Origin of the sequence: Fodinibacter luteus, from assembly GCF_039541575.1 — a bacterium.
Taxonomy (GTDB): Bacteria; Actinomycetota; Actinomycetes; order Actinomycetales; family Dermatophilaceae; genus Fodinibacter; species Fodinibacter luteus.
Map to the genome: position 1 here is coordinate 46,957 of NZ_BAABGM010000012.1, position 25,705 is coordinate 72,661.

Annotated in this window: 25 protein-coding genes; 16 read left to right on the plus strand and 9 right to left on the minus strand. The window is 73.5% G+C overall.

Annotation, left to right across the window (positions count from 1 at the left end):
• Positions 1 to 96: 96 nt before the first annotated feature.
• Together ABD899_RS09350 and ABD899_RS09355 are read right to left on the minus strand one after the other, a co-directional pair.
• On the minus strand, positions 97 to 1,044 hold the full coding sequence (locus ABD899_RS09350) for a 5'-3' exonuclease (RefSeq protein ID WP_345204980.1): 948 nt from the start codon (positions 1,042 to 1,044) through the stop codon (positions 97 to 99).
• Positions 1,045 to 1,073: 29 nt separating this feature from the next.
• Positions 1,074 to 1,571: a hypothetical protein gene (locus ABD899_RS09355; RefSeq protein ID WP_345204982.1), complete on the minus strand. Its 498-nt coding sequence runs from the start codon at positions 1,569 to 1,571 to the stop codon at positions 1,074 to 1,076.
• Positions 1,572 to 1,794: 223 nt separating this feature from the next.
• Between ABD899_RS09355 and ABD899_RS09360 the strand changes: the two genes are divergently transcribed.
• Entirely contained in the window at positions 1,795 to 2,217 is a 423-nt protein-coding gene (locus tag ABD899_RS09360) for an Lrp/AsnC family transcriptional regulator (protein WP_345204983.1), read from the plus strand.
• The gene (locus ABD899_RS09365) at positions 2,214 to 2,789 is read left to right on the plus strand and encodes a DinB family protein (RefSeq protein WP_345204985.1); all 576 of its coding nucleotides are present in this window, start codon (positions 2,214 to 2,216) and stop codon (positions 2,787 to 2,789) included. Before ABD899_RS09360 ends, ABD899_RS09365 begins: the two co-directional genes overlap by 4 nt.
• A gap of 67 nt (positions 2,790 to 2,856) precedes the next feature.
• On the opposite strand, the gene ybaK is transcribed toward ABD899_RS09365, so the two are convergent.
• Together ybaK and ABD899_RS09375 are read right to left on the minus strand one after the other, a co-directional pair.
• Positions 2,857 to 3,342 carry a Cys-tRNA(Pro) deacylase gene (ybaK, locus tag ABD899_RS09370; RefSeq protein WP_345204987.1) on the minus strand — a complete coding sequence of 162 codons (486 nt, stop codon included), beginning with the start codon at positions 3,340 to 3,342 and terminating at the stop codon, positions 2,857 to 2,859.
• Between the two features lie 27 nt (positions 3,343 to 3,369).
• Complete coding sequence (locus ABD899_RS09375) at positions 3,370 to 4,815, minus strand: KamA family radical SAM protein (RefSeq protein ID WP_345204989.1); 1,446 nt, start codon at positions 4,813 to 4,815, stop codon at positions 3,370 to 3,372.
• A 17-nt stretch (positions 4,816 to 4,832) separates the two neighbouring features.
• Here ABD899_RS09375 and kdd point away from each other — a divergent pair, with 17 nt between their 5' ends.
• The 12 genes from kdd (at position 4,833) to ABD899_RS09435 (ending at position 18,132) form a co-directional block, all read left to right on the plus strand.
• Entirely contained in the window at positions 4,833 to 5,954 is a 1,122-nt protein-coding gene (gene kdd, locus ABD899_RS09380; protein WP_345204992.1) for an L-erythro-3,5-diaminohexanoate dehydrogenase, read from the plus strand.
• Between the two features lie 135 nt (positions 5,955 to 6,089).
• Positions 6,090 to 6,590, plus strand: coding sequence for a hypothetical protein (locus ABD899_RS09385; RefSeq protein ID WP_345204994.1), 501 nt, complete (start codon positions 6,090 to 6,092; stop codon positions 6,588 to 6,590).
• Positions 6,591 to 6,708: 118 nt separating this feature from the next.
• A complete protein-coding gene (locus ABD899_RS09390) occupies positions 6,709 to 7,287 on the plus strand; it encodes a hypothetical protein (RefSeq protein ID WP_345204997.1) in 579 nt (192 codons plus the stop codon).
• Positions 7,288 to 7,370: 83 nt separating this feature from the next.
• Positions 7,371 to 9,440, plus strand: coding sequence for a phosphate acetyltransferase (gene pta / locus ABD899_RS09395; RefSeq protein ID WP_345204999.1), 2,070 nt, complete (start codon positions 7,371 to 7,373; stop codon positions 9,438 to 9,440).
• Positions 9,437 to 10,642 (plus strand): acetate/propionate family kinase, encoded by a 1,206-nt coding sequence (locus tag ABD899_RS09400; protein ID WP_345205001.1) that lies wholly within the window; start codon positions 9,437 to 9,439, stop codon positions 10,640 to 10,642. Before pta ends, ABD899_RS09400 begins: the two co-directional genes overlap by 4 nt.
• 26 nt (positions 10,643 to 10,668) lie before the next feature.
• The gene (locus ABD899_RS09405; RefSeq protein WP_345205004.1) at positions 10,669 to 12,237 is read left to right on the plus strand and encodes an amidohydrolase; all 1,569 of its coding nucleotides are present in this window, start codon (positions 10,669 to 10,671) and stop codon (positions 12,235 to 12,237) included.
• Between the two features lie 126 nt (positions 12,238 to 12,363).
• Positions 12,364 to 13,962 (plus strand): lysine 5,6-aminomutase subunit alpha, encoded by a 1,599-nt coding sequence (gene kamD, locus ABD899_RS09410; protein ID WP_345205006.1) that lies wholly within the window; start codon positions 12,364 to 12,366, stop codon positions 13,960 to 13,962.
• Positions 13,959 to 14,801 carry a lysine 5,6-aminomutase subunit beta gene (gene kamE / locus ABD899_RS09415; protein WP_345205008.1) on the plus strand — a complete coding sequence of 281 codons (843 nt, stop codon included), beginning with the start codon at positions 13,959 to 13,961 and terminating at the stop codon, positions 14,799 to 14,801. Before kamD ends, kamE begins: the two co-directional genes overlap by 4 nt.
• Positions 14,798 to 15,238, plus strand: a complete 441-nt coding sequence (kal, locus tag ABD899_RS09420; protein WP_345205010.1) for a 3-aminobutyryl-CoA ammonia lyase — start codon at positions 14,798 to 14,800, stop codon at positions 15,236 to 15,238. Before kamE ends, kal begins: the two co-directional genes overlap by 4 nt.
• Before the next feature lie 14 nt (positions 15,239 to 15,252).
• On the plus strand, positions 15,253 to 16,827 hold the full coding sequence (gene lnt, locus ABD899_RS09425; RefSeq protein ID WP_345205012.1) for an apolipoprotein N-acyltransferase: 1,575 nt from the start codon (positions 15,253 to 15,255) through the stop codon (positions 16,825 to 16,827).
• Complete coding sequence (locus ABD899_RS09430; protein WP_345205014.1) at positions 16,820 to 17,602, plus strand: polyprenol monophosphomannose synthase; 783 nt, start codon at positions 16,820 to 16,822, stop codon at positions 17,600 to 17,602. The genes lnt and ABD899_RS09430 overlap by 8 nt, the downstream gene beginning before the upstream one ends.
• Positions 17,599 to 18,132: an FxsA family protein gene (locus tag ABD899_RS09435; RefSeq protein WP_345205016.1), complete on the plus strand. Its 534-nt coding sequence runs from the start codon at positions 17,599 to 17,601 to the stop codon at positions 18,130 to 18,132. Before ABD899_RS09430 ends, ABD899_RS09435 begins: the two co-directional genes overlap by 4 nt.
• Positions 18,133 to 18,192: 60 nt before the next feature.
• On the opposite strand, the gene ABD899_RS09440 is transcribed toward ABD899_RS09435, so the two are convergent.
• Positions 18,193 to 18,555, minus strand: a complete 363-nt coding sequence (locus tag ABD899_RS09440) for an RNA polymerase-binding protein RbpA (RefSeq protein WP_345205018.1) — start codon at positions 18,553 to 18,555, stop codon at positions 18,193 to 18,195.
• A gap of 248 nt (positions 18,556 to 18,803) precedes the next feature.
• Between ABD899_RS09440 and ABD899_RS09445 the strand changes: the two genes are divergently transcribed.
• A complete protein-coding gene (locus ABD899_RS09445; protein ID WP_345205020.1) occupies positions 18,804 to 20,162 on the plus strand; it encodes an MFS transporter in 1,359 nt (452 codons plus the stop codon).
• A gap of 49 nt (positions 20,163 to 20,211) precedes the next feature.
• On the opposite strand, the gene ABD899_RS09450 is transcribed toward ABD899_RS09445, so the two are convergent.
• Complete coding sequence (locus tag ABD899_RS09450) at positions 20,212 to 21,708, minus strand: D-alanyl-D-alanine carboxypeptidase family protein (RefSeq protein ID WP_345205022.1); 1,497 nt, start codon at positions 21,706 to 21,708, stop codon at positions 20,212 to 20,214.
• A gap of 293 nt (positions 21,709 to 22,001) precedes the next feature.
• Here ABD899_RS09450 and ABD899_RS09455 point away from each other — a divergent pair, with 293 nt between their 5' ends.
• On the plus strand, positions 22,002 to 22,358 hold the full coding sequence (locus ABD899_RS09455; RefSeq protein ID WP_345205024.1) for a single-stranded DNA-binding protein: 357 nt from the start codon (positions 22,002 to 22,004) through the stop codon (positions 22,356 to 22,358).
• Positions 22,359 to 22,478: 120 nt separating this feature from the next.
• Here ABD899_RS09455 and ABD899_RS09460 read toward each other — a convergent pair whose 3' ends face one another.
• From ABD899_RS09460 to ABD899_RS09470, 3 genes are all read right to left on the minus strand, one after another.
• On the minus strand, positions 22,479 to 23,138 hold the full coding sequence (locus tag ABD899_RS09460; protein WP_345205027.1) for a DUF305 domain-containing protein: 660 nt from the start codon (positions 23,136 to 23,138) through the stop codon (positions 22,479 to 22,481).
• Positions 23,135 to 23,770, minus strand: coding sequence for a thioredoxin-like domain-containing protein (locus tag ABD899_RS09465; RefSeq protein ID WP_345205030.1), 636 nt, complete (start codon positions 23,768 to 23,770; stop codon positions 23,135 to 23,137). Before ABD899_RS09465 ends, ABD899_RS09460 begins: the two co-directional genes overlap by 4 nt.
• A gap of 347 nt (positions 23,771 to 24,117) precedes the next feature.
• Complete coding sequence (locus ABD899_RS09470; protein ID WP_345205033.1) at positions 24,118 to 25,545, minus strand: aspartate aminotransferase family protein; 1,428 nt, start codon at positions 25,543 to 25,545, stop codon at positions 24,118 to 24,120.
• Positions 25,546 to 25,705: the final 160 nt, after the last annotated feature.

The window sequence follows — 25,705 nt, forward strand, 5'->3', positions numbered from 1 at the left end:
TCTCCCGGACAGTCCGCTCACCGGACTCCGTGCGACCTGGGCACGGTTTCCGACACCGGTCCGCGCCGGAACCGCGGGCAGGTCGCACGAGGTCGGTCAGGGGGCGAGGTCGAGGGCGGTGAGGAGCCGGCGCACCGGGTTCTCGACGCCGTAGGTGCTCGCGAGCGCGTCGAGGCCCCCGGGGTCGGCGACGGTCCGCGGGAGCGCGAGGTCCATGTCGGCGACCGGGGCGTCGCGCGCGACGCGGACGACGGTGGGGGCGACGTCGAGGTAGGCCGACGCTGCCTCGAGGTTGGCCCGGCGCGCGCCCCGCAGGGCGGGGTCTCCCTCGTCGACCGCGGCTCGCAGCGCGGCGAGGGTGCCGTACTGGGCGATGAGCTGGGCGGCGGTCTTGTCGCCGATGCCTCTCACCCCGGGCAGGCCGTCGCTCGTGTCACCGCGCAGAACCGACATCTCGAGGTACGCCTCTCCCGTCGGCACCGCGTACCGCTCGTGGAGGTAGGACTGGGTGGCGACGTCGGGCTCGCGAACGCCTCCGCGGCCGGTGTAGAGCACCCGGATGCCGTGTGCGTCGTCGACGAGCTGGAGCAGGTCGCGGTCGCCGGTCACGACGTCGACGGGCATGACGCCGCGGTGGCGCTCGGCGAGGGTGCCGATGACGTCGTCCGCCTCGAAGCCCGGGGCGCCGAGGCGGACGATGCCGATCGCGGCCAGGGCCTCGCGGATGAGGGGGACCTGGGGGGTGAGGTCGTCCGGGCTCTCCTCGACGACGTCGGACCCGTCGACGAGGCGGTGGGTCTTGTACGACGGCACGAGGTCGACGCGCCACTGCGGCCGCCAGTCGTCGTCCCAGCACGCAACGACGTGGGTGGGTGCGTGCGCGGTGACGAGGGTGGCGATCATGTCGAGGAAACCGCGCAGCGCGTTCGTCGGCGGCTCGTCGGGGGAGGTTCGCTGGTCGGGCACCCCGAAGAACGCACGGAAGTACAGCGAGGCGGAGTCCATCAAAAGCAACTTCTGCGGCCGTTGCGGGTCCAGAGCCATGCGCCGAGCCTAGCCGTGCGATCACCGGACTACGGTGTGCCGCCGATGACCCACGAGTGGGCGATCCTGCCGTCGTCGTCGAGCTCGTAGACCACGATGCCGCCCTGGTAGCCGTACGCCCATGTGAGCCCCTCTGCCACGTAGCGGCCCAGCCGGATCGCAGGAGTCGCGCTGGGGTCGATCCGGAAGCCCAGACCCCGGTACGCGGCGAGGTGGTCGGAGATCTGCTGAGCGCCGCGCGTCACGACTGGTGGATCCTGGTCCTGCTCCTCGAGCACCGCCTCGGTGCTGTAGAACGACGCCACGTCGGGCCCCGGTTCACCGTTGACCGCGGCGATCCGTGCGCCCAGCATCGTGCTGACCTCCTCTGACGCGAGGCCGGACGGCTGCTCCACGGTGGTCCGCCCGATCCCGAAGCCCAAGGCCAGCGCCGCGATGACGCCGAGACCGGCGAACAGGCCGGTTGGGCGACCGGAGAACCTGTCTCGCACGGACTCCTTTCGCTCGTTCTCGTCGACAGTCGTCATGATGACCACGCTCCTCGAGGAGTCACGAGGGCCGGGCGTGCACGCCCGCCTCCATCATCTCGCGATGGCTGGAGCGCGCCGGCGGCCTGACTGCTGCGTCACGTCCTCCCGGGGTGCTTCGATGGTGCACCCGCCAAGGAGCGCGCCAAGTACAGGGACACGACGACCCGCCCAGGGGGTGGCCGCGCCGACCCAGGCTCGGTGGGCGCACTACCCTGAGCGGGTGGAAGACCTCGATCGGCGCATCGTCGAGCTGCTCGCCCAGGACGGCCGGATCAGCTACACCGACCTCGGCAGGTCGCTCGGCATGTCCACGTCGGCGGTGCACCAGCGGGTGCGGCGGCTCGAGCAGCGCGGGGTCATCAAGGGCTACACCGCCCGGGTCGACCACCAGGCCCTCGGCCAGCAGATGACGGCCTTCATCTCGATCACCCCGCTCGACCCGGCCGCTCCCGACGACATACCCGAGCGCCTCCGCGAGCTGCCCCGGATCGAGGAGTGCCACTCCGTGGCGGGCGACGAGAACTACATCCTCAAGGTTCGGGTGGCCACCCCCTCGGAGCTTGAGGAGCTCATCGCGAGCGTGCGCGGGGTCGCCAACGTGTCGACCCGCACGACGGTGGTCCTCTCCACGCCCTGGGAGTGAGCGTGCCCGACGGGCTCGCCGCGGACCTCCAGCGCTACCTCCAGCAGGGGCGCGACGGCATCCTCAGGGCCCTGGACGGGGTCGGCGAGTACGACGCCCGCCGCCCGCTCACGCCGACCGGCACGAACCTGCTCGGCCTGGCCAAGCACCTGGCCGGGGTCGAGATCGGGTACCTCACCGCGTCCGTGGGACGACCGGCGCCCGTCCTGCCGTGGGACGAGGACGGCTCGGTGTGGGAGGGCGCGGACATGTGGGCCCGCGCCGACGAGTCACGCGAGGGCATCCTCGACCTCTACCGCACGGCGTGGTCGCTCTCGGACGCCTCGATCGCGGTCCTGCCCCTCGACGCGCCGGCCCGTGTCCCCTGGTGGCCAGAGGAGCGGCGCCGGACGACGTTCGGCCACCTGCTCGTGCGCGTCGTCGCCGAGACGGCGCAGCACGCCGGGCACGCCGACATCCTGCGCGAGGGTCTGGACGGTCAGGCCGGACGTGACCACGACGACCTCGGCGACGCCGACCAGTGGACCGCGTACGTCTCAGCCGTCCAGCAGGCCGCCGACGCCCACCGCTGACCCGGAGAGCCGACGGCGGCGGCCACGACCGGAACGACAGGGACCACCGGAACGATCGGACCGCGTCCTAGCGGCCGATGTCGGCGACGACCGCTCCGGTGACGTGCCGCAGGTCGGCGGGGGAGAGGCCGAGGTCGAGGCCGCGCCTCCCCCCGGAGACGTAGACGACGTCGAACAGCTCGGCGCTCTCGTCGAGCACCGTGGGCAGCGGTCGTCGCTGCCCCACTGGCGAGATGCCGCCGAGCACGTAGCCCGACGACCGCTGTGCGGCAACGGGATCCGCCATCACGACCTTCTTGACTCCGAGCGCCGTCGCCATCGCCTTGAGGTCCAGCGACCCCGCGACGGGCACGACGGCCACCGCCAGGCCGGCGCCGGTGTCGACGACGAGCGTCTTGAACACCTGCTCCGCCGGCAGCCCGAGCGCCTCGGCCGCCTCCATGCCGTAGGAGCGTGCCGCTGAGTCGTGCTCGTAGGCGTGCTGCGAGAACGCGACGCCCGCCACGGTGAGTGCCACCGTAGCGGGCGTGCCGGAGGAGTCGCGGCGCGGCATACGACAGAGCGTATGCCGCCCGCCCGCCTACCCGAGGTCGGCGGCGGAGGCCGCGCGGCTGGCGCTGGCGCCGACGAGGGCGGCCTCGTGCGACGCCTGGAGGTCGGTCGTCGAGCGCCACCAGTCCTGCCCGGCCTGCGGGAGGGTGTAGATCGGGTCGTAGTAGACGTACTCGCGCGACAGCGCCTGCTCGTCACCCGCCTCGATCGAGGTGCGGTAGTGCTTGCGCCAGAACGACATCCCGTGCTCGGTCTCGTAGCTCTCGACCTGGTGCACCCAGCGCTTGCCGACGAACGGGACGTCGCAGACGATGCGCGGCGTCGCGAAGCCGGGCAGGTAGCCCATGATCGCGTGCTGGAGCTCCTGGGCCTCCTTGAGCGAGAGCCGCCAGTGCTCGGAGAACGGGATCATGTCGCACATGTAGAAGTAGTACGGCGTGATCATGGCCTCGTCCTGGAGGGCGAAGCAGAGGTCGAGCAGCTGCTCGGGGGTGTCGTTGACCCCCCGCATGAGAACGCCCTGGTTGCGCACGTTGCGCACCCCGGCGTCGAGCATGGCCGTCGCCGCCTTGGCGACGAGCGGGGTCACGGACTGCACGCTGTTGACGTGGGTGTGGATCGCGACGGAGACGCCGCGCGCACGCGCCTTGTGCGAGATGCGGGCCACGCCCTCGACGACGTCCTCCTGCAGCCAGTGCTGCGGCAGGCCCATGAGCGCCTTGGTCGCGAGCCGGATGTCGCGCACCGTCTCGATCTCGAGCAGCTTGTCGAGGAACCCCTCGAGGTTCTTCCAGGGCATGTTGGCGACGTCGCCCCCGGAGACGACGACGTCGCGCACCCCCGGCGTGCGGTGCAGGTAGTCGAGCATCGCGGCGTACCGGTCGACGGGCTTGCCGGCCAGCTTGAGCTTGGTGAACTGCGGGGTCGAGTTCCCGACGAGGTCCATGCGCGTGCAGTGGCCGCAGTACTGCGGGCACGTCGGCAGCATCTCGGCGAGCACCTTCGTCGGGTAGCGGTGGGTCAGCCCCTCGACGACCCACATGTCGTGCTCGTGCAGGCTGTCCCGGGTAGCGAAGGGGTGGCTCGGCCAGTCGGTTCGACGGTCGGAGAAGACCGGCAGCATGTAGCGGCGGACCGGGTCGGCGTAGAACGCCTCGGTGAAGGCCGGCCCGGCGGCCGGCATCGGCTCGTCGGTGGCGGGCACCATGGTGTTCATCATCTGCGGCGTGACGAGCATCGACATCGTCGCCCGCTCGGCCTGGTCGCGCTCGAGGTCGGCGTAGAAGCGATCCTCGAGCAGGTCGCCCATGAGCGCGCGCAGCTGCGTGACGTTCTTGATGCAGTGCACCCGCTGCCACTGCACGTCCTCCCACTCCGCGGTGGTGACGTCGCGCCACCCCGGGAGACGGGTCCAGTCGGGCTCAATCAGCTCACGTCGCCGGTAGGCGTACGGCTGGTCGATGTTCGTCGTCATGCATGGCAGGATACGCAATGAAGGACGCCAAAGTCACGTTGGGCCGCAAATACTGCGGTCGCGTGTCGGATGACGAGGAGATTCTTGTGCGCAGCACCCCGTCCTCACCTGTCGGACTGCACCGGGTTCTCGACCCGGCCGGAGCATCCCTGCCCCAGGCCGCCGGCGTCCTCGACGCCTCACCGGAGCTGTGGCCGGACGAGGTGCGCATCGACGTCGAGACCCTCAACCTCGACGCGGCGTCCTTCCGCCAGCTCGTCGACAAGCACGACGGTGACGGTGATGCCGTGCGTGCCGAGGTGCTCGACATCGTCGCCACGCGCGGCAAGATGCAGAACCCGGTGACCGGGTCCGGCGGCATGCTCATCGGCACCGTCGCCGAGGTCGGGCCGCAGTCGCCGCTCGGCCTGGCGGTGGGGGACCGGGTGGCTACCCTCGTCTCGCTGTCCCTGACCCCGCTCGTCATCACCGACGGCCTGGCCGGCTGGGACGGCCGCTCCGAGCGGGTGCCCGCCGCCGGCACCGCCGTGCTGTTCGGCCGCTCGATCGCCGCACGCCTGCCCGACGACCTCTCGCCCGACCTCGCGCTCATGGTCATGGACGTCTGCGGCGCCCCGGCCCTCGTGAGCCGCGTCGTCGGCGAGTACGTCCAGCGCGGCCACGCCCCGACCGTCTGCGTGCTCGGGGCCGCCGGCAAGTCCGGGTCGCTCTCGCTCGCGGCGGCACGGGCCGCCGGCGCGACGCGGTGCATCGGCGTCGTGCCCGTCGACCACGAGGCCGACCTGCTGAGGCCGACCGGCCTCGCCGACGCCGTCGTCGTCGCCGATGCCCGCTCCCCGATCGGGCTCTCGGATGCCGTCGCTGGCGCGGGCGGCCCGGCCGACGTCACCGTCGTCTGTGTCGACGTGCCGGGCTGCGAGCAGCCGGCCATCCTCGCCACCGCCCAGGGTGGCACCATCATCTACTTCTCGATGGCGACGAGCTTCTCGGCCGCCGCGCTCGGGGCCGAGGGCCTCGCCGCCGACGTGCGGATGCTCGTCGGCAACGGCTACGTGCCGGGACACGCGGACCTGGCGCTCGACCTCGTGCGCCGGGTGCCCGCCGTGCGCGCGCTCTTCGAGGGACGGCTCACCGAGTAGCCGAGGGACGGCTCACCGAGGAGCCGCGCGAGGCGACGTCCGCTCATCCACGGGGGGTGACGCCCGCCCCACCCCCCCGCGACTAGCGTCGAGGGCAGTTCCCGAGCCAGGTCCCAGCCACACGAGGAAGCCGCCATGAACCGCCCCACCACCCGCCGCCTCGCCCCTGTCGTCACCGTCGCGCTCGCCCTGCTCCTCGCCGGGTGCTCGTCCGACGAGCCGACCGACGGGTCCGCCGGCAGCTCGCCCGCCGCCAGTGCCGCCGCGTCGGCGTCCGCCGAGCTGTGCGACAGCTTCGCCGAGCTCAAGACCGACGCCGCGGACCTCGCCTCGGCCAAGGTCGACGCGAGCGGCACCCCCGAGGAGGTCCAGCAGCAGGTCGACGCCCTGGCCGCCAAGGCCGACAAGGTGCGTGACGACCTCAACACCATGATGGTGGCGTCCGACGGGGGCCCCGCCGCGGCCGTGATCGGCGCCCTGAACCAGAAGGCCGACGCGCTCAAGGAGGAGCTGACCATCGCGAAGGCCGGGGCCCAGGAGGACCTCGCCGTGAAGGTCACCGCCGCCCAGGAGGAGGTCGCGACCGCCCTCGAGCCGGTGACCACCACCGTGGGCGCGCTCTGCCCCTCGAGCTGAGCGCACCCCGAGTCGAGCGCACCCCGAGCCGAGCGCACCGCCGGGCCGGCTCCCGGCCCCGCCCGACGCCACGACCGGGCACCCCGGTGCCGCCGACCCACCACCGAAGAGGACCACGATGTCCGAGGACACCACCGACCACACTGCCGATGTCAGCGCCGAGGTCGCCGCCGTGAGCGACGGCGCCACCACCCTGTTCGTCGCCGACTTCGACGACACCGACACCGCGTGGGAGGCCTACGAGGCGCTGCGCTCGGTCGCGGACGGCCGCACCCTCTCCATCGACGGCGTCATCGTGGTCACGCGGGACACGGACGGCCGGCTCGAGATCCAGAAGGCGACCGACCACTCGACCATGCGCGGCCTGACGTGGGGCGTCGTGGGCGGCGCCGCACTCGGCCTCCTCTTCCCGCCGTCGGTCATCGGCAGCGCCGTCGCCCTCGGCGCGGGTGGTGCGGCCCTCGGGAAGGCCCGGCAGCTGCACCACCGGACGGGTCTGGAGCGGCAGCTCGAGTTCTCGGTGGCGCCCGGGCACTCCGGCATCGTGGCCCTCGTCTCCGACCCGGGTGCGATCGAGATCCGCACGGCGCTCGCCACGGCGAACGCGATCGTCGAGTCCGCCGTCGAGGACGTCGTCGCCAAGGACATCAGGGCCCTGGCCAAGGAGGCCGAGGCCGAGGAGTCCGCGGGCACCTGATTTGCCCGTGCACACGCGACGGAGTTGGGTGGGGGCATGAGCAGCCGCAGCGGCACGACACCCACGCACTCGAAGCCACGGCCGTGACGGGCCTGTACCTCGCGGGGACCGAGGCCAGGTCGGGCAAGTCCGCCGTGGCGGTCGGCCTCGTGAGCCGGCTCGCCCGCCGGCACGGTCGGGTCGGGGTCTTCCGGCCCGTCGTCCAGCGCGGGGAGGGTGACGAGCTGTTGGGCGTGCTCCTCCAGGAGGCTCACACCGACCTCTCGCCGGCCCGTGCGTGGGGCGTGACCCATGACGCGTTGCACGACGACCACGACCGCGCGCTCGGCTCCGTCGTCGACCGGTACCACGCGATGGCCCAGGACCACGACGTCGTCCTCGTCGTCGGCTCCGACTTCTCCGACGTCGTCGCCCCGACCGAGTTCGCGACGAACGCCCGCATCGCCGCCGACCTCGGGACCCCCCTCGTTCTCGTCGCCCCCGCCCGCGACCGGGACGCGCGCGAGCTCGCCGCGAGCGCCGCCGTCTCCGTGGCCGCCGCCCGGCAGGTGCACGCGCACGTCGGCGGGGTCATCGCCAACCAGGTCCCGGACGAGGACCGCCCCGGCATGCTGGGGGCGCTGCGCGAGCGGCTGGGCGACCTGCCGGTGTGGGCGCTCAGCGAGACCCCCCTGCTGCGGGCACCGACGGTGGCCGACCTCGTCGAGGCGTGCGACGGCATCCTCGTCCACGGCGACCCCGAGCTGCTCGACCGTGAGAGCCTCGGCCTCGTCGTCGCGGCGATGTCGATGCCGCACGTCATCGACCGCCTCATCGAGGGCTCGGTCGTCATCGTGCCCGGGGACCGTGACGACGTCGTGCTGGGCGTGCTGCTCGCCCACCAGGCGCGCACGCTGCCGGCCCTGTCCGGTGTCGTGCTCAACGGCGGCTTCCAGCTCTCGCCGCAGGTCGACCGGCTCATCGCGGGGCTCGACGTGCGGCTCCCGATCATCTCGTGCCGGCAGGGCACCATGGCGACCGCGACGGCGCTGGGACGGGTCGAGGGCCGGATCACCGCCGACTCCGCCCGCAAGATCCGCGCGGCCGCGGGGCTCCTCGACCGGGCCGACGGCCTCGACGTGCTCGACGCGCTCGTGGGGGAGGGGTCCGACGGCGGCGAGCGCGCGGTCACCCCGCTCATGTTCGAGCACGACCTCGTCGAACGGGCGCGCCGCGCGCACGCCCGCATCGTCCTGCCCGAGGGCGCCGAGGAACGCATCATCCTCGCGGCCGAGCAGGTGCTCTCCCGGGGCATCGCCCGGCTCACGCTCCTCGGCGACGAGGGTGAGATCCGCTCCCGGGCCCGGCAGCTCGGCGCCGACCTCGGTGAGGCGGAGGTCGTCGACCCTGCGACGAGCCCCTGGCGCGAGCAGTTCGCCACGGAGTACGCCCGCCTGCGGGCCCACAAGGGGGTGACGGCCGAGCAGGCCTTCGACCGGGTCGTCGACCCGTCGTACTTCGGCACGATGATGGTGCACGCCGGTCGGGCCGACGGCATGGTGTCCGGGTGCGTCACGACGACGGCGCACACGATCCGGCCGGCGCTCGAGGTCGTGCGCACGGCCCCGGGCGTCTCCGTCGTCTCGAGCGTGTTCCTCATGTGCCTGGCCGACCGGGTGCTCGTCTACGGCGACTGCGCGGTCAACCCCGACCCGAGCGCGGAGCAGCTCGCGGACATCGCGATCTCCTCGGCCCGCACGGCCGCCCGGTTCGGCATCGACCCCCGCGTCGCGATGCTCTCGTACTCCACCGGCGAGTCCGGCACGGGTGCCGACGTCGACAAGGTGCGCGCCGCCACCGCCCTCGTGCGCGAGCGGGCGCCGGACCTGCTCGTCGAGGGGCCGATCCAGTACGACGCCGCGGTCGACCCGAACGTGGCCCGGACCAAGCTGCGCGACAGCCCGGTCGCCGGGCGGGCCACGGTGCTCGTCTTCCCCGACCTCAACACGGGGAACAACACCTACAAGGCGGTCCAGCGCAGCGCCGACGCCGTCGCCATCGGGCCGGTGCTCCAGGGCCTCAACCGCCCGGTCAACGACCTGTCGCGCGGCGCCCTCGTGCGCGACATCGTCAACACAGTGGCCATCACCGCGGTCCAGGGGGAGCCGGAATGACCGACCGTCCGCACGTGCTCGTCGTCAACGCCGGGTCCTCGTCGTTGAAGTACCAGCTCATCGACGCGACGAGCGGGCGCACCGTCGCGGTCGGCCTCGTCTCGGAGATCGGCGGGGCGAGCCACCACCGCCACGAGGTCGAGGGCCACCGCCACGACGCCGACGTGCACTGCCCCACCCACACGGCCGCGTTCGCCCTCGCCCGTGCGGCCCTGGGCGCCCACGGACCGGGCCCGGCCGGCGGGGACCTCGTCGCGGTGGGGCACCGGGTCGTGCACGGGGGCCGCCGGTTCACCCAGCCCGTGCTCGTCGACGACGGGGTCGTCGAGGCGCTGCGCGACCTCGCACCGCTCGCCCCGCTGCACAACCCGGCGAACGTCGAAGGAATCGTGCGGGCCCAGGAGGCGTTCCCGGGGCTGCCGCACGTCGCCGTCTTCGACACCGGCTTCCACGCCACCCTCCCCGAGGCCGCGCACACCTACGCCGTGCCGCGGGCGTGGCGCGAGCGTCACGACGTGCGCCGGTACGGCTTCCACGGCAGCTCCTACGCGTGGGTCTCGCGGCGCACCGCCGAGCTCATGGGCCGGGACCCGTCCGACCTCGCGATGGTCGTGCTGCACCTGGGCAACGGGGCGAGCGCCTGCGCGGTCGACGGCGGGCGCAGCGTCGAGACGTCGATGGGCCTGTCACCCGCCGAGGGCCTCGTCATGGGCACCCGCTCGGGCGACGTCGACCCGGCGCTCGGCGGCTACCTCGCCCGGGTGGCGGGGCTGTCCGCCCAGGAGTACGACCGGGCCCTGAACCGCGACAGCGGGCTCCTCGGGCTCGCCGGGGTCTCGGACTTCCGCGAGCTGTCGCAGCGGCGCGAGGACGGTGACGCCGACGCCGGCCTGGCCTTCGACGTCACCGTGCACCGCATCCGCAAGTACGTCGGCGCGTACGCCGCCGTGCTCGGCCGGCTCGACGCCCTCGTCTTCACCGGGGGGATCGGCGAGCGCAGCGCGGCGCTGCGGGCGGCCGTCGTCGACGGGCTGGGCGTCCTCGGGCTGCACCTCGACGCGGCCGCGAACGCGGACGGTCCCGCCGAGCGGCGGGTCTCCGACGCGACGAGCTCGGCCCCGGTGTGGGTCGTGCCCACCGACGAGGAACGCGAGATCGCCCGCGCCGCGCTCGAGGTCCTCGGCCTCGCCAGCGCCCTGTGACCCACAGCTGGCGGGAGGGTGCTGCCGTGCCGACGACGCTCTACCACCGGGCCCGGGTGCGCGCCCCCGACCACGCCGGTGCCACGGCCCTCGTCGTCGGGTCGGACGGGGCGCTCGCCTGGCTCGGTGACGAGGCGGAGGCCCGGGCCCACCGTGACGCCGTCGACGCCGTCGTCGACCTCGAGGGGGGCCTCGTGCTCCCGGCCTTCGTCGACGCCCACGTGCACCTGTCGCACACCGGGATGGGGCTGCGCGGCGTCCACCTCACCGGGACGGCCTCGGTCGCGGCGGCGCTGCGCGCCATCGAGGATGCCGTGCGCCGGGTTCGCGGCCGACCGGTCTTCGCCCTGAACTGGCAGGAGCAGTCCTGGGCCGAGGGGCGCGCGATGACCGCGGCCGAGCTCGACCGGGCGAGCCACGGCGGGGTCGTCTACGCCTCGCGGGTCGACGGGCACTCGGCCGTCGTCTCGAGCGCGCTCGCGATGCTCTCGGGCGCCGACCGGCTCCCGGGCTGGCGCGGCGACGGGTTCGTCGTCCGCGACGCCAAGAACGCCGCGCGGGCCGCGTTCGACGCGGCGCGCAGCGCCGCCCAGCGCCGGGAGGACGTCGAGGCGGCGCTCCGGGTGGCCGCGGCGCGTGGCGTCGCCCTCCTGCACGAGTGCGGCGGTCCACTCCTCACCTCCGCCGCGGACTTCGCCGACGTGCTCGACCTCGGCCGCCGCCCCGACCTGCCCGGCACCGTCGGCTACTGGGCCGAGGCCGTGACCGAGCCCGAGCAGGCCCGCGCCCTCCTCGCCCTCCACGGTGCGGCAGGCCTCGGGGGCGACCTCAACATCGACGGCTCGATCGGATCGCACACGGCGCTCCTGCGGCGCGGCTACGCGGACGACCCGGGGTGCACGGGGACGGCGTACCGGTCGGCCGCCGAGGTGCGTGACCACGTCGCCGCGTGCGCGCTCGCGGGGGTGCAGAGCGGCTTCCACGTCATCGGCGACGCGGGGATGGACACCGTGCTCGAGGGCTGCGAAGCGGCCGCCGCGCTCGTCGGGCTCGACGTCGTGCGCGCCAGCCGCCCGCGCCTCGAGCACGCCGAGATGGTCGACGCCACCGGGGTGCGCCGGATGGCGCGGCTCGGCATGGTCGCGAGCGTCCAGCCGGCCTTCGACGCGTGGTGGGGCGGGCCCGACGGGATGTACGCCGCGCGCCTCGGTGCCGACCGGGTGCCGGGAACCAACCCCTTCGCCGCCCTCCGCACCGCGGGGGTGCACCTCGCGCTCGGCTCCGACTCTCCGGTGACCCCCGTGGACCCCTGGGCGGCCGTGCGCGCGGCGGTGCTCCACCACGACGTCCCCCAGCGCCTCGCCGTGGCGGATGCCGTCGACGCCCACACCGCCGGCGGGTGGGCGGCGGCACGCGCGGACGGGGGAGGGGTGCTGCGGGTCGGCGCACCCGCCACGCTCGCCGCCTGGGACGTGCCGGATGCCGGGCCCGACGGGCTGCCGCTCCTCGAGGCGGGGGCGCCGCTCCCGTCGTGCCGCCTCACGCTGCGCGACGGCGTGCCCCTCCACGGCACCCCCTCGGCCGAACGTGGGTGAAGACCGTCGCCCGGCCGACGATGGTCATCCACGTTCGCGGGGGTCGTGGTGACTCCCGTCGCAGATCCTGTCGTCGAGACCCCGTACCGCCGCAAATGCTTGCGCGATTGTTGGTAGATTGGCCTCGTGTCTTCACGTGCGCGCCGGCTCCTCGACCTCGACCCTTCGACCGTCCGCCGGGCCCGCACCCTCGCGCGGCGGGCCGGGAAACCGGTCGTCGACCTCGCCCGCAGCCACACGACCGTCTCGGTCGAGCGCGCCACGCTGCGCCTCGCCGGGCTGTCCGGGGCCGACCACGAGGGCGTCCCGTGGGTCAACCACCTCGTCGACGCGGTGCGGGCCGACACGGGCCTCGAGCACGGGGTCACGACGCCCGTCTGGGACGCCCTGCGCCGCGACGAGGCCCCCGACCTGCTGACCCTCGCCCAGAAGGCGTCGAGCGGGTCGGTGTCGTTCCGCCTCCCCGAGGGACGGGACGCCACGGCGGCCCGCAAGGCCGCCCGCACGGCCCTGGCCCGTGGCATCCGCACCATCGACCGGCAGCGGGCCACCCGCGACCGCCTCGTGCGTCGCCACGGGAACCCCGCCCGCACCCCGTGGATCTACCTCATCGTCGCCACCGGTGACATCCACGAGGACATCCCGCAGGCCCAGCAGGCGGCGCGCGAGGGGGCCGACGTCATCGCCGTCATCCGCTCGACCGGCCAGAGCCTGCTCGACTTCGTCCCCGAGGGGGCGACCCGTGAGGGCTACGCGGGCACCTACGCCACGCAGGAGAACTTCCGCCTCATGCGGGCCGCGCTCGACGACTCGAGCAAGGAGCTCGGGCGCTACGTGCGGCTCACGAACTACGCGAGCGGGCTGTGCATGCCCGAGATCGCGGCCCTGGCCGGCCTCGAGCGGCTCGACATGATGCTCAACGACTCGATGTACGGCATCCTCTTCCGCGACATCAACCCGGTGCGCACCTTCGTCGACCAGCGCTTCAGCCGCCAGGTCCACGCCCGCGCCGGCATCATCATCAACACCGGCGAGGACAACTACCTCACGACCGCGGATGCCGTCGAGGCGGCCCACACGGTCACGGTGAGCCAGCTGCTCAACGAGTACTTCGCCAAAGAGGCGGGCCTGCAGGACTGGCAGCTCGGCCTCGGCCACGCCTTCGAGATCAACCCCGAGGTCCCCGACAGCTTCCGGCTCGAGCTCGCCCACGCGCTGCTGGCCCGCCAGCTCTTCCCCGACGCGCCGCTGAAGTGGATGCCGCCGACGAAGCACATGACCGGCGACGTCTTCCGCGGCTACCTCCTCGACGGGTTCTTCAACCTCGTCGGGGCGATGACCGGCCAGGGCATCCTCCTCGTCGGGATGATGACCGAGGCGGTCGTCACCCCGTGGCTGTCCGACCGCGACCTCGCGCTGCAGAACGTGCGGTACGTCATGGACGCCGCGGGCGGGCTCACCGAGGACTTCCATCCGCCCCGGGACGGGCTCATCCAGACCCGGGCCCGACAGGTGCTCGGCGAGGCCGTCGACCTGCTCGAGGCGATCGTCCACGACACCGACACCGCGGGCGACCCACCCCTGCTCGCCGCGATCGCCGACGGGACGTTCGGGCAGATGCGTCGCCCCGCGAGCAAGGGCAAGGGCCTCGACGGCGTGGTCCGCACGGCCGACGGCTACGACAACCCCGCGACGACGATGCTCGAGGAAGGGGCCACCCGATGATGCGCCTCCACGACGCCCAGGACGCCCAGCGCCGCATGGAGCACCCGGTCGAGGGCGACGAGAGCCTGCGGGCGCACGGCCCGCTCGTGCGCCCCTACGGCGACACGACGGGCGACGGCATGGTGCAGACCTCGTTCACCCTCCCGCTGCCGCACGACAAGCGTGCCGAGGGGGCCGCCCTGCAGCTCGCGGCCAAGATGGGCCTGGAGCCGGCGCTCCTCGTCCACGCGAAGGCCATGGGCCCCGACTTCACCTTCTTCGTCGTCTACGGCTCGGTCAAGCACCTCGTCGACCTGCGCGACGTGCACGTCGCCGAGCGCGAGTTCCCCCTGCTGTCCTCGAAGGACGTCAACGCCGAGATCCGCAAGCGGCTGCGGCGCAAGCTCGTCGTCGTCGGGGCCTGCATCGGCACCGACGCACACACGGTCGGCATCGACGCGATCCTCAACATCAAGGGGTTCGCCGGGGAGAAGGGCCTGGAGTACTACCGGGAGATGACGGTGGTCAACCTCGGCGCCCAGGTGCTCGTGCCCGACCTCGTCAACACCGCGCGCGAGGTCGGCGCCGATGCCGTGCTCGTCTCCCAGGTCGTCACCCAGCGCGACGCGCACATCCACAACACGACGGCGATGTCGGCGGCCTTCCGGGAGGCCTTCCCGGCCGGGCAGGTGCCCCTGCTCGTCGTCGGCGGGCCGCGGTTCGAGGAGGGCTCGGCGCCGGCGCTCGGCGTCGACCGGATCTTCGGACGCGGCACGACCCCGGGCGAGGTGGCCTCCTACCTCGTCCACGCGCTCGTCACCGCGCGCACCCACCCCGACCCCCGAGGAGCCCAGCGATGACCCCGGACCCGGCCAGCACGGCAACCGGCGGCACGGGCAGCGGCCGCACCCGCGCCGAGGTCGGACAGGTCGTGACGCACCGCCGCTACGTCCCGTACTCGCACGCCCACTACGCCGGCAACCTCGTCGACGGCGCCTACTCGCTCGCCGCGTTCGGCGACGTCGCGACCGAGATGTGCATCCGCACCGACGGCGACGAGGGCCTGTTCGCGTCCTACTCCAGCGTGCAGTTCCTCGCCCCGGTCCGCGCGGGCGACGTCATCGAGGTGTCGGCGACGCTCGTGCGCGTCGGCACCCGCTCGAGGGAGATGGACTTCGAGGTGCGGGTGGTCGGCCGGGGCGCCCCGGAGCGCGGCGCGTCCGCCGCCGAGGTGCTCGACCCGCCGGTCGTCGCGACGACCGCCCGCGGGGTCGTCGTGGTCCCCCCAGCAGGGTGACCTACCGTGGGCGGGTGCCCACACCCCTTCGGTACGTCGCGCGACCGGCTGCCGCCGTCGCCGCCGGCCTGTGCCTGTGGCTCGCCTTCCCCGGCGCGAACCTGTGGTGGCTCGCCCCGGTGGGGGTCGCCCTCCTCGGCGGCGCGACCCTGACGGCGGGCGGCCGCCGCGGTGCCGCCCTCGGCCTGCTCGCCGGGCTCGCGTTCTTCGTGCCGGTGCTGTCGTGGTCGGGCATCTACGTCGGCGCGCTCCCGTGGCTCGCCCTCGCGACGCTGCAGGCCCTCTACGTCGCGGCGATGAGCGGGGTCGTCGGGTTCGCCGGCCGACGCCTGACCACGGCGGGCCACGGCCGCGTCGCGTACCTGCTCATCCCGCTCGGCTGGGTCGTGCAGGAGTGGGCGCGCAGCACGACCCCGTACGGCGGCTTCCCGTGGGCCAGGCTCGCGTTCAGCCAGGCCGACGGCCCCCTCGCGCACGTGGCGCGGTGGCTGGGCGCGCCGGGCGTCACCCTCGCTGTGGCCGCCGTCGGCACGCTGCTGCTCCTCGCCGCGACGCTCGCCGGCGAGGGGGAGTGGGCCACCGCGCTCGTCCCGGCCGGGCTCGCCGTCGCGGCCACCCTCGTCGTCCCCGTGGCGATCCCGCTGCCCGTCGAGGGGCGCACCGTCGCGGTGGGCTTCGTCCAGGGCAACGTGCCGAGGGCCGGGCTGGAGTTCAACGCCGAGCGCCGGGCCGTGCTCGACAACCACGTGCGCGGCACCGAGCTGCTCGGGGCCCGGGCCCCCGACGACCTCAGCCTCGTCGTGTGGCCGGAGAACTCCTCGGACATCGACCCGCTGCGCAACGCCGACGCGGCCGCGCAGGTCGAGCAGGCCCGCCAAGCGGCCGGGGTGCCCCTGCTCATCGGTGCGGTCCTCGCCGAGCCGGAGGGCGCGAGCTCGAACGTGTCGCTGTTCTACGAGGGGCAGGGCGCCTACCCGCAGCGGTACACCAAGCTGCACCCGGTGCCCTTCGCCGAGTACGTGCCCAGCCGCGAGTTCTTCCGGATGTTCAGCCCCGCCGTCGACCTCGCGGGCAACTTCGTCGCCGGCTCGCAGATCGGTCTGTTCACCGTCCCGGCCGCAGGGGGCGCGTACGCGGCCCTGCCGACGATCTGCTTCGAGGTGGCCTACGACGGCCTGATGCGCGACAGCGTGCTCGAGGCCGGTGACGACGAGTCCCTGCTCGTCGTCCAGACGAACAACGCGACGTTCGGCTTCACGGACGAGTCCGAGCAGCAGTTCGCGATCTCCCGCATCCGGGCCATCGAGCACGGCCGCTCCGTCGTGCACGTCTCGACCGTGGGGGTGTCCGGGTTCATCGCCCCCGACGGGTCCGTGAGCGGCCGCACCGGCCTGTTCACCGCCGAGCAGGGCCTCGCCCGCCCCGTCGTGCGGGCCGAGACCACCCCCGCCGACCGCCTCGGCCAGGTGCCCGAGTGGCTCGCGACGGCGCTCCTCCTCGGCCTCGTCGTCGGGAGCGTGCGGGCCGCACGGGGCGTTAGGGTTCTCGAACCAGCCGACCGACCCCGCGAGGACCTGACCGTTGCCTGAGACCGCCCGACCGCCCCTGGAGCGGGTCGCCGTCCTCATCCCGACGTACAACGAGCGCGACACCCTCCCCGTCGTCGTGCGCCGGCTGCACCAGGTCGTCCCCGACGTCGACGTCGTCGTCCTCGACGACGACTCGCCCGACGGCACGGGCGCGGTCGCCGACGCGCTCGCGGCATCCGACCCGCGGGTCAACGTGATCCACCGGGCGGGCAAGGAGGGCCTCGGCGCCGCGTACCTCGCCGGGTTCGAGTGGGCCCTCGCGCGGGGCTACGACGCGGTCGTCGAGATGGACGCCGACGGCTCGCACCGCCCCGAGCACCTGCCCGCCCTCCTCGCGGCGGCGACCGACGCGGATGCCGTCATCGGCTCGCGGTGGGTGCGCGGCGGGTCGGTCGTCAACTGGCCGCTGCACCGCAAGGCCCTGTCGGTGGGCGGCAACCTCTACGTCAAGGTGCTCCTCGGGATGCCGGTCAACGACGCGACCGCCGGGTACCGCGTGTACCGAGCCGACGCGCTGCGCACGATGGGCCTCACCGACGTCGCCTCGCAGGGGTACTGCTTCCAGACCGACCTCACGTGGCGGGCGGTCAGGGCAGGGCTGACCGTCGTCGAGGTGCCGATCACGTTCGTCGAGCGCGAGGTGGGCGACTCGAAGATGAGCCGCGACATCATGACCGAGTCGCTGCGCCTCATCACGAGCTGGGGGGTGCGCCACCGGGCCCGGCAGGTGCGCGACCTCGTCGGCTCCCGCGAGCCGAGGTGGCACGAGCTGTGAGCCGCACCGGCGCCACGCCCTACGCCGCCCGCGGACGGCGGCCGCGGCTGCTGCGCTGGATCTTCCTCGCGCTCCTCGTCGTGCCGATCATCGAGATCGCGGCGATCGTCGCCGTCGGGCGGGTCATCGGTGGGTGGCAGACACTCGCGCTGCTCCTCCTCGAGTCCCTCCTCGGGGCGTGGATCGTCAAGCGCGAGGGGTCGCGGACGTGGACGGCGCTCCAGGAGGCGCTGCGCAGCGGCAGGATGCCGAGCCGCCAGCTCGCGGACGCCGCCCTCGTGCTCATCGGCGGCACGCTGCTGCTCACGCCGGGGTTCGTCACGGACATCGTCGGCTTCTTCTTCATCCTCCCGCTCACCCGCCCGTTGACCCGGGCCTGGCTCGAGGCGCTCGTCGCCCGGCGGCTCCTCGGGCCGATGGGGGAGTGGCCGGCGAGCGGGGGAGCGAGCGCGCCGCCGCGCCGGGGCCGCCCCGACGTCGTCGAGGGCGAGGTCGTCGAGGGCCACGTCGTCGACCCCGACCACCCCTGACCACCCACACGCCGGATGCCGGGCACCTCATGGGGTACCCGGCATCCGGTGTGGGGTCGGTCAGGCCGACTTGCGCTTGCGAGGCCGCTCGCCGCGCGACTCGCGCAACAGGGTGAGCCGCTCCTCGAGGAGCTCCTCGAGCTCAGGGATGGAACGGCGCTCGAGCAGCATGTCCCAGTGGGTGCGCACGTGCTTGGCGGGCTTGGCGTCGGGCTCGGGGCCGCCGCCCTGCAGCTTCGCCTCCGCGCCGCAGCGGCACTCCCAGGTGTGGGGGACCTCGGCCTCGACGGAGAACGGAAGCTTGATCGTGTGGCCGTTCGGGCACAGGTAGGTCGTGATGGTGCGTTCGCTGGGGACGACGTTCTCGTCGGTCTCCATGCTCAGGGCGCCGAGTCGGCTGCCGCGCAGGCTACGTTCTGCCATGGGTACTCCCAGTCCGTGGTGTCCCGGACGGCAGGTCGCCCCGACCGGGTCTAGCGCGTCCAACGCCCGGACGGGTGGGGTTGTTCCGGTCGCGCGGGCCGGTGTGGAGGGTTGGGTGTGAGTGCCCTCACACCAGCCCGGGGCCGGGGTGCGGCGGCCCCTACCCGCGGGTAGGAGTCGCCGACGCGGGCCGGTCCGCTCCGCGTTGCGCGTTCCCCCCGGCCCGCCGCGTCGCTAGCGTCTGCGGCGTGACGACTCCCACGGTCCCTGCCGACGCGGATGCCGCCGGCCCTACCGCCCTCGACGCCGCAGGACCCACCTCGAAGCGCCGCATCCTCGCGTGGGGCATGTGGGACTGGGGGTCGCAGCCGTTCAACACGGTCATCACGACGTTCGTGTTCTCGGTGTACATCACGAGCGAGAGCTTCGGGGGGACGAACGCCACGTCGACCGCCCTCGCCATCTCGACCGCCGTCGCCGGGCTGTTCGTCGCGCTCCTCGCCCCGGTCCTGGGGCAGAACTCGGACCGTACCGGTCGCACCGTGCGCAACCTGCGCCTGCAGACCTGGCTGCTCGCCGGGCTCTCGGCGTCGTTGTACGTCGTCCGTCCCGACCCGGCGTTCCTGTGGGTCGGACTGGGCCTGCTCGCCGTCGGCTCGGTCGTCTCCGAGATCGCCGGGGTCAACTACAACGCCACGATCGACCAGGTGGCGACAGGGCGGACCGTGGGCCGGGTGTCCGGCTTCGGCTGGGGGATGGGGTACCTCGGCGGCATCCTCGTGCTCCTCGCGCTGTACTTCCTGCTCATCCAGCCCGAGGTCGGGCTGTTCGGGGTCAGCGACGCCGACGGGATGGACATCCGGGTGTCGATGCTGCTGTGCGGGCTGTGGACCCTCGTGTTCACGATCCCGGCGTTCCTCGTGCTGCGCGACCGGGAGCGGCCCCGACTGCCGCGGGTCGGTGTCGCGGCGTCCTACGGCCTCGTGTGGGCCTCGATCCGGGGGCTGTGGTCGACGTCGCGGCACACCGTGTACTTCCTGCTCGCCTCGGCCCTGTTCCGCGACGGTCTCGCCGGGGTCTTCGCCTTCGGGGCCGTCCTCGCGGCGGGGACGTTCGGGCTGAGCGCCGGGGACGTCATCGTCTTCGGCGCCGCCGCGAACATCGTCGCCGGCTTCGCGACGATGGGGTTCGGTCTGCTCGACGACCGGATCGGCCCGAAGCGGGTCATCCTCATCTCGCTCGGCTCGCTCGTCGTCCTCGGCCTGGCGATCTTCGTCCTCCACGACGGCGGGCCGACGACGTTCTGGGTGCTCGGCCTGCTCATGACGGTCTTCGTGGGCCCGGCCCAGGCCGCGTCGCGCAGCTTCCTCGCGCGGCTCATCCCGGAGGGCAAGAACGGCGAGATCTTCGGCCTCTACGCGACGACCGGTCGCGTCGTGTCGTTCCTGTCACCGGCGGCGTTCGGCGCCGCGATCGCGATCGGGGCGCTGCTCACCGGCGAGGAGAACACGCAGTACTGGGGCATCCTCGGCATCGTGCTCATCCTCGCCGCCGGGTTCGTCGTCATGCTGCCGGTCAAGGAGCACGGCGAGCACCGGGTGGGGTGACGGCGGTGGAGGCAGGTGCGGGCGGTGCGGGCGACGCGCGCTCGCCGGGTCAGCCGGCGAACTCGAAGTGCCAGGGCTCGGGCAGCGACCCGCCGGCCGCGGCCCACGACGGGTGGAACCAGCCGTAGAGCGGGCCGTTCTGCTTCATCCACCGGTGGGCCGGCGAGCTGAAGTCCTGGACACCCCCGCACATGTCGAGGGCCCGGCCCAGGCCGTGCCGGCTCGTGCCGGGCGTCGCCGCGAAGGCACCGTGCCGGGCCTTGGCCGAGATCTGTCCGGCGAGCGAGCGGTAGGAGTCGGTGATGCACAGCGGTTCACCGGTCTGGGCGGCGTAGGCCTTGCTCAGGGCGTTGAAGGCGGCCGCCGCGGCCGGGGACAGCATCTCGCCGGGCGCACCCCAGAGCGGGCACAGCGCGGATGCCGGGAACAGGCCGTTCGGGTAGACGGTCGTGTCGTCGGTGCAGGGCTCGCCGACGTCGGTCAGCTCGGTGTTCGCCGACCTGAGCGCGTCGCGCAGCCGCTGGGCGGCGCGCTTGGCCTCCGGGGTGCGGGCCCCGACGAGGACGGCGGCGACGGGTCCGGCCTTCTCGACCTCGGCGATCTGCAGCGCGCGCAGCTCGTCGACCTTGGCCCGCTGCTCGTCGACGACGTCGGTGAGGGCCGAGCTGTCGTCCTTGATGCTGCGCGTGGCGGCCGCGGCCTCGCTCGCGGCGGCGTCGAGCACCGAGCTCAGCCGCACCTGCTCGGCGGTGAGGACGCGCACCTCGTCGACGGCGCGGGTGCGCTGGTCGGTGAGGTAGGACAGGTCACCGAGGGGGTTGCCGACGTCCTCGACGTCGGAGGCCATGGCCTCGATCATGTACGCGACGTCGGAGCCCCCGGCGCCACCGGAGTACACGAGGAAGACCCACTCGCGCACGATCGCACGCGCCTCCGCCAGGCGGGCGTCGAGGGCAGCGAGGTCGGCGCGAGCCTGCGCGGCCTCCTGCTGCGCGCCGATCTCGGTCTCGCGCGCGGCGGCGAGCGACTCGAGGAGGGCGTTGGACTTCGCGGCGAGCTTGTCCATCTCGCGGGTGGCGATCGCCACCTTGGAGGTGCTCGCCGACAGGGCGGCGGTGATCCGGTCGGCCTCGGCGATCTGGGACCGGAGGAACCCGCCGGAGAGGGGGACGAAGTAGTCGGCCGGGGCCTCGTAGGACGGCGCGCCGGGCGGGCGCACCGGCTTGGCGGGCGGGATGGGGGTGGCCGTGGGGGAGGGGGTGCGCGTCGCCGTCGGCTGCGGTGTGGTCGGCCCCGGCGTCGGCTCGACGGTGGGGTCGGGCGTCGGCTCGACGGTGGGGTCGGGCGTCGGCTCGACGGTGGGGTCGGGCGTGGGCTCGACGGTGGGGTCGGGCGTGGGCTCGACGGGCGGGGTGGGCGTCGGCTCCAGCGCCTCGACCGCCGCCGCTGAGGTCGAGCCGAGGGTCGGTGCCGCGGCCGGGGCGGCGACGGCGGTCGGCAGCACCGCGGACAGCGCGACCGCGAGCGCAGCCGAGCCGCCCGCCATGCGCATCCTGTGTGCCCAGAGCACGAACGATCTCTTCTCGTGTCGTTGTCAGTGACGCCCCGCGAGGCGCCCGGTCCACGTCCCTGCGTCGCGGCCCGCTTGCCACGATAGGCGCATCCGGGCCGCTCGCGCACCCCATGTGACGCAAGATCACCCGATCGGGCCATGGGAGGTCGTCCACACGGCTGCGCGGCGGGTCCTCTCGTCCACAGGCCGGGGGAGGGCGTCGACACACCGCGGGGACGCGACGACGCTGGGTGTCACGCGGACCAGCGGTCCGGAAGGAGGACGGGATGGATTATGTCAACTCGGTGCGGCTCGTCGGGCGGGTCACCGCCCGGGGGGAGCCGCGCGAGCTGCCGAGCGGCGACGTCGTCGTGACCCTGCGCGTCGTCGTGCCGCGGTCCGGGCGCCGCAGGTCGCCGGGCGAGGCCGGCGCGCGTGGCGACCCCCGGCGCGCCACCGTCGACACGATCGACGTCGCGTGCTGGTCGGCGGCCTGCCGCCGGGCGGCGGCGCGGTGCGGCGTCGACGACCACGTCGAGGTCGAGGGCTCGCTCCGGCGGCGCTTCTTCCGGGCCGGTGCGTCGGTCGCGAGCCGGTACGAGGTGGAGGCGAGCCGGCTGCGCCGGTGCCCACCGCCGGGGTGAGCGGCGGAGTCACCGCCGCGGCGAGCGCCGGCATCACCGCCGGTTGAGCGGCGTGACCGCCGGGGTGAGCGCCGGCGTCACCGTCGCGCGAGCGGGGCCGACCACCGGGGGCCCGGCCCGTCAGGAGCGGTCGTCGAGCATCCGTTGCAGGAGAGCGATCTCGGCGGACTGGGCCGAGGCGATGGCGGTCGCGAGGGTGCGAACCTCCGTGGTGCGGGCCTGCGCGACCGCGGCCTGCGCCATCGCCACCCCGCCCTCGTGGTGCTCGATCATGAGGCGCAGGAAGATGCGCTCCGCCTCGACCCCGTCGGCCGCCCGCAGCTCGTCGAGCTGGGCCCGGGTCGCCATGCCGGGCATCGTCCCGTCCGGTCGGGCGTGGGCATCGGCGTGCTCGGCGCCGATCCAGGCCATCGGCTCCCGACTCCCGGTCTGGTCCAGGCCCCACTGCACGAGCCAGCCGTACATCTGCCCGGCCTGCTGCTGCTGGCTCGTGAGGATGTCGTAGGCCACGGTGCGCAGCTCCTCGTCGCGAGAGCGGTCGCGCACGAGCAGCGCCATCTCGACGGCCTGGGCGTGGTGGGTCTGCATGTCCCGGGCGAACCCGGCGTCGGCACCGAAGTCCGAGGGCGCGGAACCACGGGCCGTGACGACCCACAGGGTGCCGAGGACACCCACGAGCAGCGCGACGAGGCCGACGGCCACGAGCCCGGGCAGGCCGACCCGCCGGCCCGGGTGGCCTGCGTGGCCCTCGGCCGGGCCCTCGCCCGACCCGCCGCTCACCCGGACGTCGTCGGGAGCTCGCCGTCGCTCCCGCCGGTGCAGGCAGCACCCGGTTCGGGCGTCTGGGGTCCCTGGCGGTACTTCTTGACGAACTCCTCGAGGCGGGGGTCGGCGGGGCCGTCGAGGGAGAGCTGGGCGCCCCACGCGCTCGCGACGACCGGAGCGGTCAGCCCGTCACGCGGGGAGAGCACCATGTAGGTGTCCGGGATGGCGTCGGTGAGCGCCTTCACCTGCTCGGCCGGGAGGTCGGGTCGGTACGTCACCCACACCGCACCATGCTCGAGCGAGTGCACGGCGAGCTCGTCGGGGACCGGCTCGGTGTAGACACCGCAGTTGAGCCAGGCCGGGTGGTGGTCGCCGCCGGCCGGCGGGGTCTGCTCATAGGTCACCGGGTCGGTCGTGTGCTCCCGAGTGACGTCGTAGGTCTTCACCGCGTCGAGCGTCGGCCGGGTCGACACGTCGCGCCACACCGTGAAGCCCACGACACCGGCGATGAGCAGGACGACCGTCGCGACCGACGTGATGAGGATGAGCCGGGTCCTTCGCTCCTTGGCCTGCTGCGCCAGGCGCAGCTCGTCGGCCCTGGCCCGGCCGGCCCGGGCTCCACCCTTGGCCTTGGACGACGCGCTCACCCTGGTGCTCCTTCACTGCGGACGATGGACGGACTGAACGGCTGCTGGTCGACGGACGCGCCGGCCCGGGCGGGTCAGGGCCTGCGACGTCACCGGTGCGACGTGGCACCGGTCCGGGACGACCCGACGACCGGCATCCGTGTCAGCGTTCGAGGTCGGCCGTGCGTTCCCGCTCCGGCCGACCATTGTCACCCACGACGGTCATTGGCGACGACGGAGTCCGCCGCAGTTCCCCACGGTACGCAAACGCCGATAATCGACATTATGTCAGCTCTTCTACCGGATGCCCGTGCACCGGTCCCCCGCCCGACCCTGGGGAGACACGCCTCTGACGCCGAGCCCGCCCCTCAGGCGCGCAGCGCCTGGGCGAGCTGGCGGAAGTCCTCGACGAGGGTCGACATGTCCTCGTCGGTCGTGACGAGGGAGACGAGCCACTGCTCGTCGAGTCCCGGCGGGGTGAGGATGTGGCGGTTGACCCCCCACAGCCAGGACAGCTCCGCGAGGCGGAAGTCGGTCGCCTTGTAGTCGCGGTAGTTGCGCACCGGGGTCGGCGACCACGTGACGCAGCCCTTGACGCCGAGGCCGACGGTGTGGGCGGGCAGCTCGTACTCGTCGATGATGGCGTCGATGGCCCGCAGGGCCCGGACGTTGACCGCCTCGGCCGCCGCGAGCGCCTCGTGGGTGCAGATCTCGTCGACGGCCCGCGCCGCCGCCATGACGAGGGGGTTGCCGTTGTAGGTGCCGAAGTGCGCCATCCGCCCGTCGACGACGACCTCCATGACCTCGCGCCGGCCGCCGAACGCCGCGAGCGGCAGGCCGCCGCCGATCGACTTGGCGAGGGTGATGAGGTCGGGTCGCACGCCGAGGCGCTGGGCGGCCCCGGCGTAGCCGGCGGTGAGACCGGTCTTGACCTCGTCGAAGACGAGCACGACGCCGTGCGCGTCGCAGGCCGCCCGGACCCCCTCGAGGTAGCCCTCGTCGGGCACGACGATCGACAGGTTCTCGATGACCGGCTCGACGACGAGCGCCGCGATGTCGCTGCCGTGCTCGTCGAGGACCCGGTTGAGCTGGCCGAGGTCGTTGTACGCGACGACGTGGACGGTGCCCGCCTCGACGTCGAAGGGCACCTGGGGCACAGGGGCGTCGGCCGGACCGATCTCGTCGAGCTCGGGCTTGACCGACACCTGCAGGGCGTCGTAACCGCCGTGGTAGCCGCCCTCGATCTTCACGATGGCCTTGCGGCCGGTGTAGGCGCGGGCGCACCTGATCGCGTACATGAGGGACTCGGTCCCCGAGTTCGTGAACCGCAGCATGTCGAGCTGGAACCGCTCGCAGAACCGCTCGCTCATCTCGGTCGCCTGGGGCGACGGGGTGACGAAGAGGGTGCCCGTGTCGGTGAGGGCCTGCGTGACCCGCTCGACGACCCGGGGGTTGAGGTGGCCGACGAGCATGGCTCCGAAGCCCATCGACAGGTCGAGGAGGCGGTTGCCGTCGACGTCGGTGAGCCAGGCACCGCGCGCCGACGCGATGGAGATCGGGTACGGCTCCCAGTGCTGGAACGAGCTCGTGACCCCGAGCGGCAGGGTGCTGCTCGCCTGCTCGTTGTGCGCCCCCGACCCCGTCGACCACGACGTGAAGCGCTCCCACTCCGCCGCGAGCAGCCGCTCGACGACGGCCGGGTCGACCGGCCGGCTCGAGGCCGGGAGGCGGCGGTAGGTGCCGGGGTCGTGCGCGGGCAGGGCCGGCGCGGCTCCGGTCTGCAGGTCCTGGCTCATCGGGCGTCTCCTCCCCCACCCTCGGGTGGGCTGTCGGTTAGCGTCGGTCTCCGGCGGCTGGTCGTCGCACGCGCACAGCCACGGATACCGCGACGATACACGATGCTCACCTTCGGAATCCGATGCCCTCGGCGTATCCGACACACGGTCCCGCAAACGT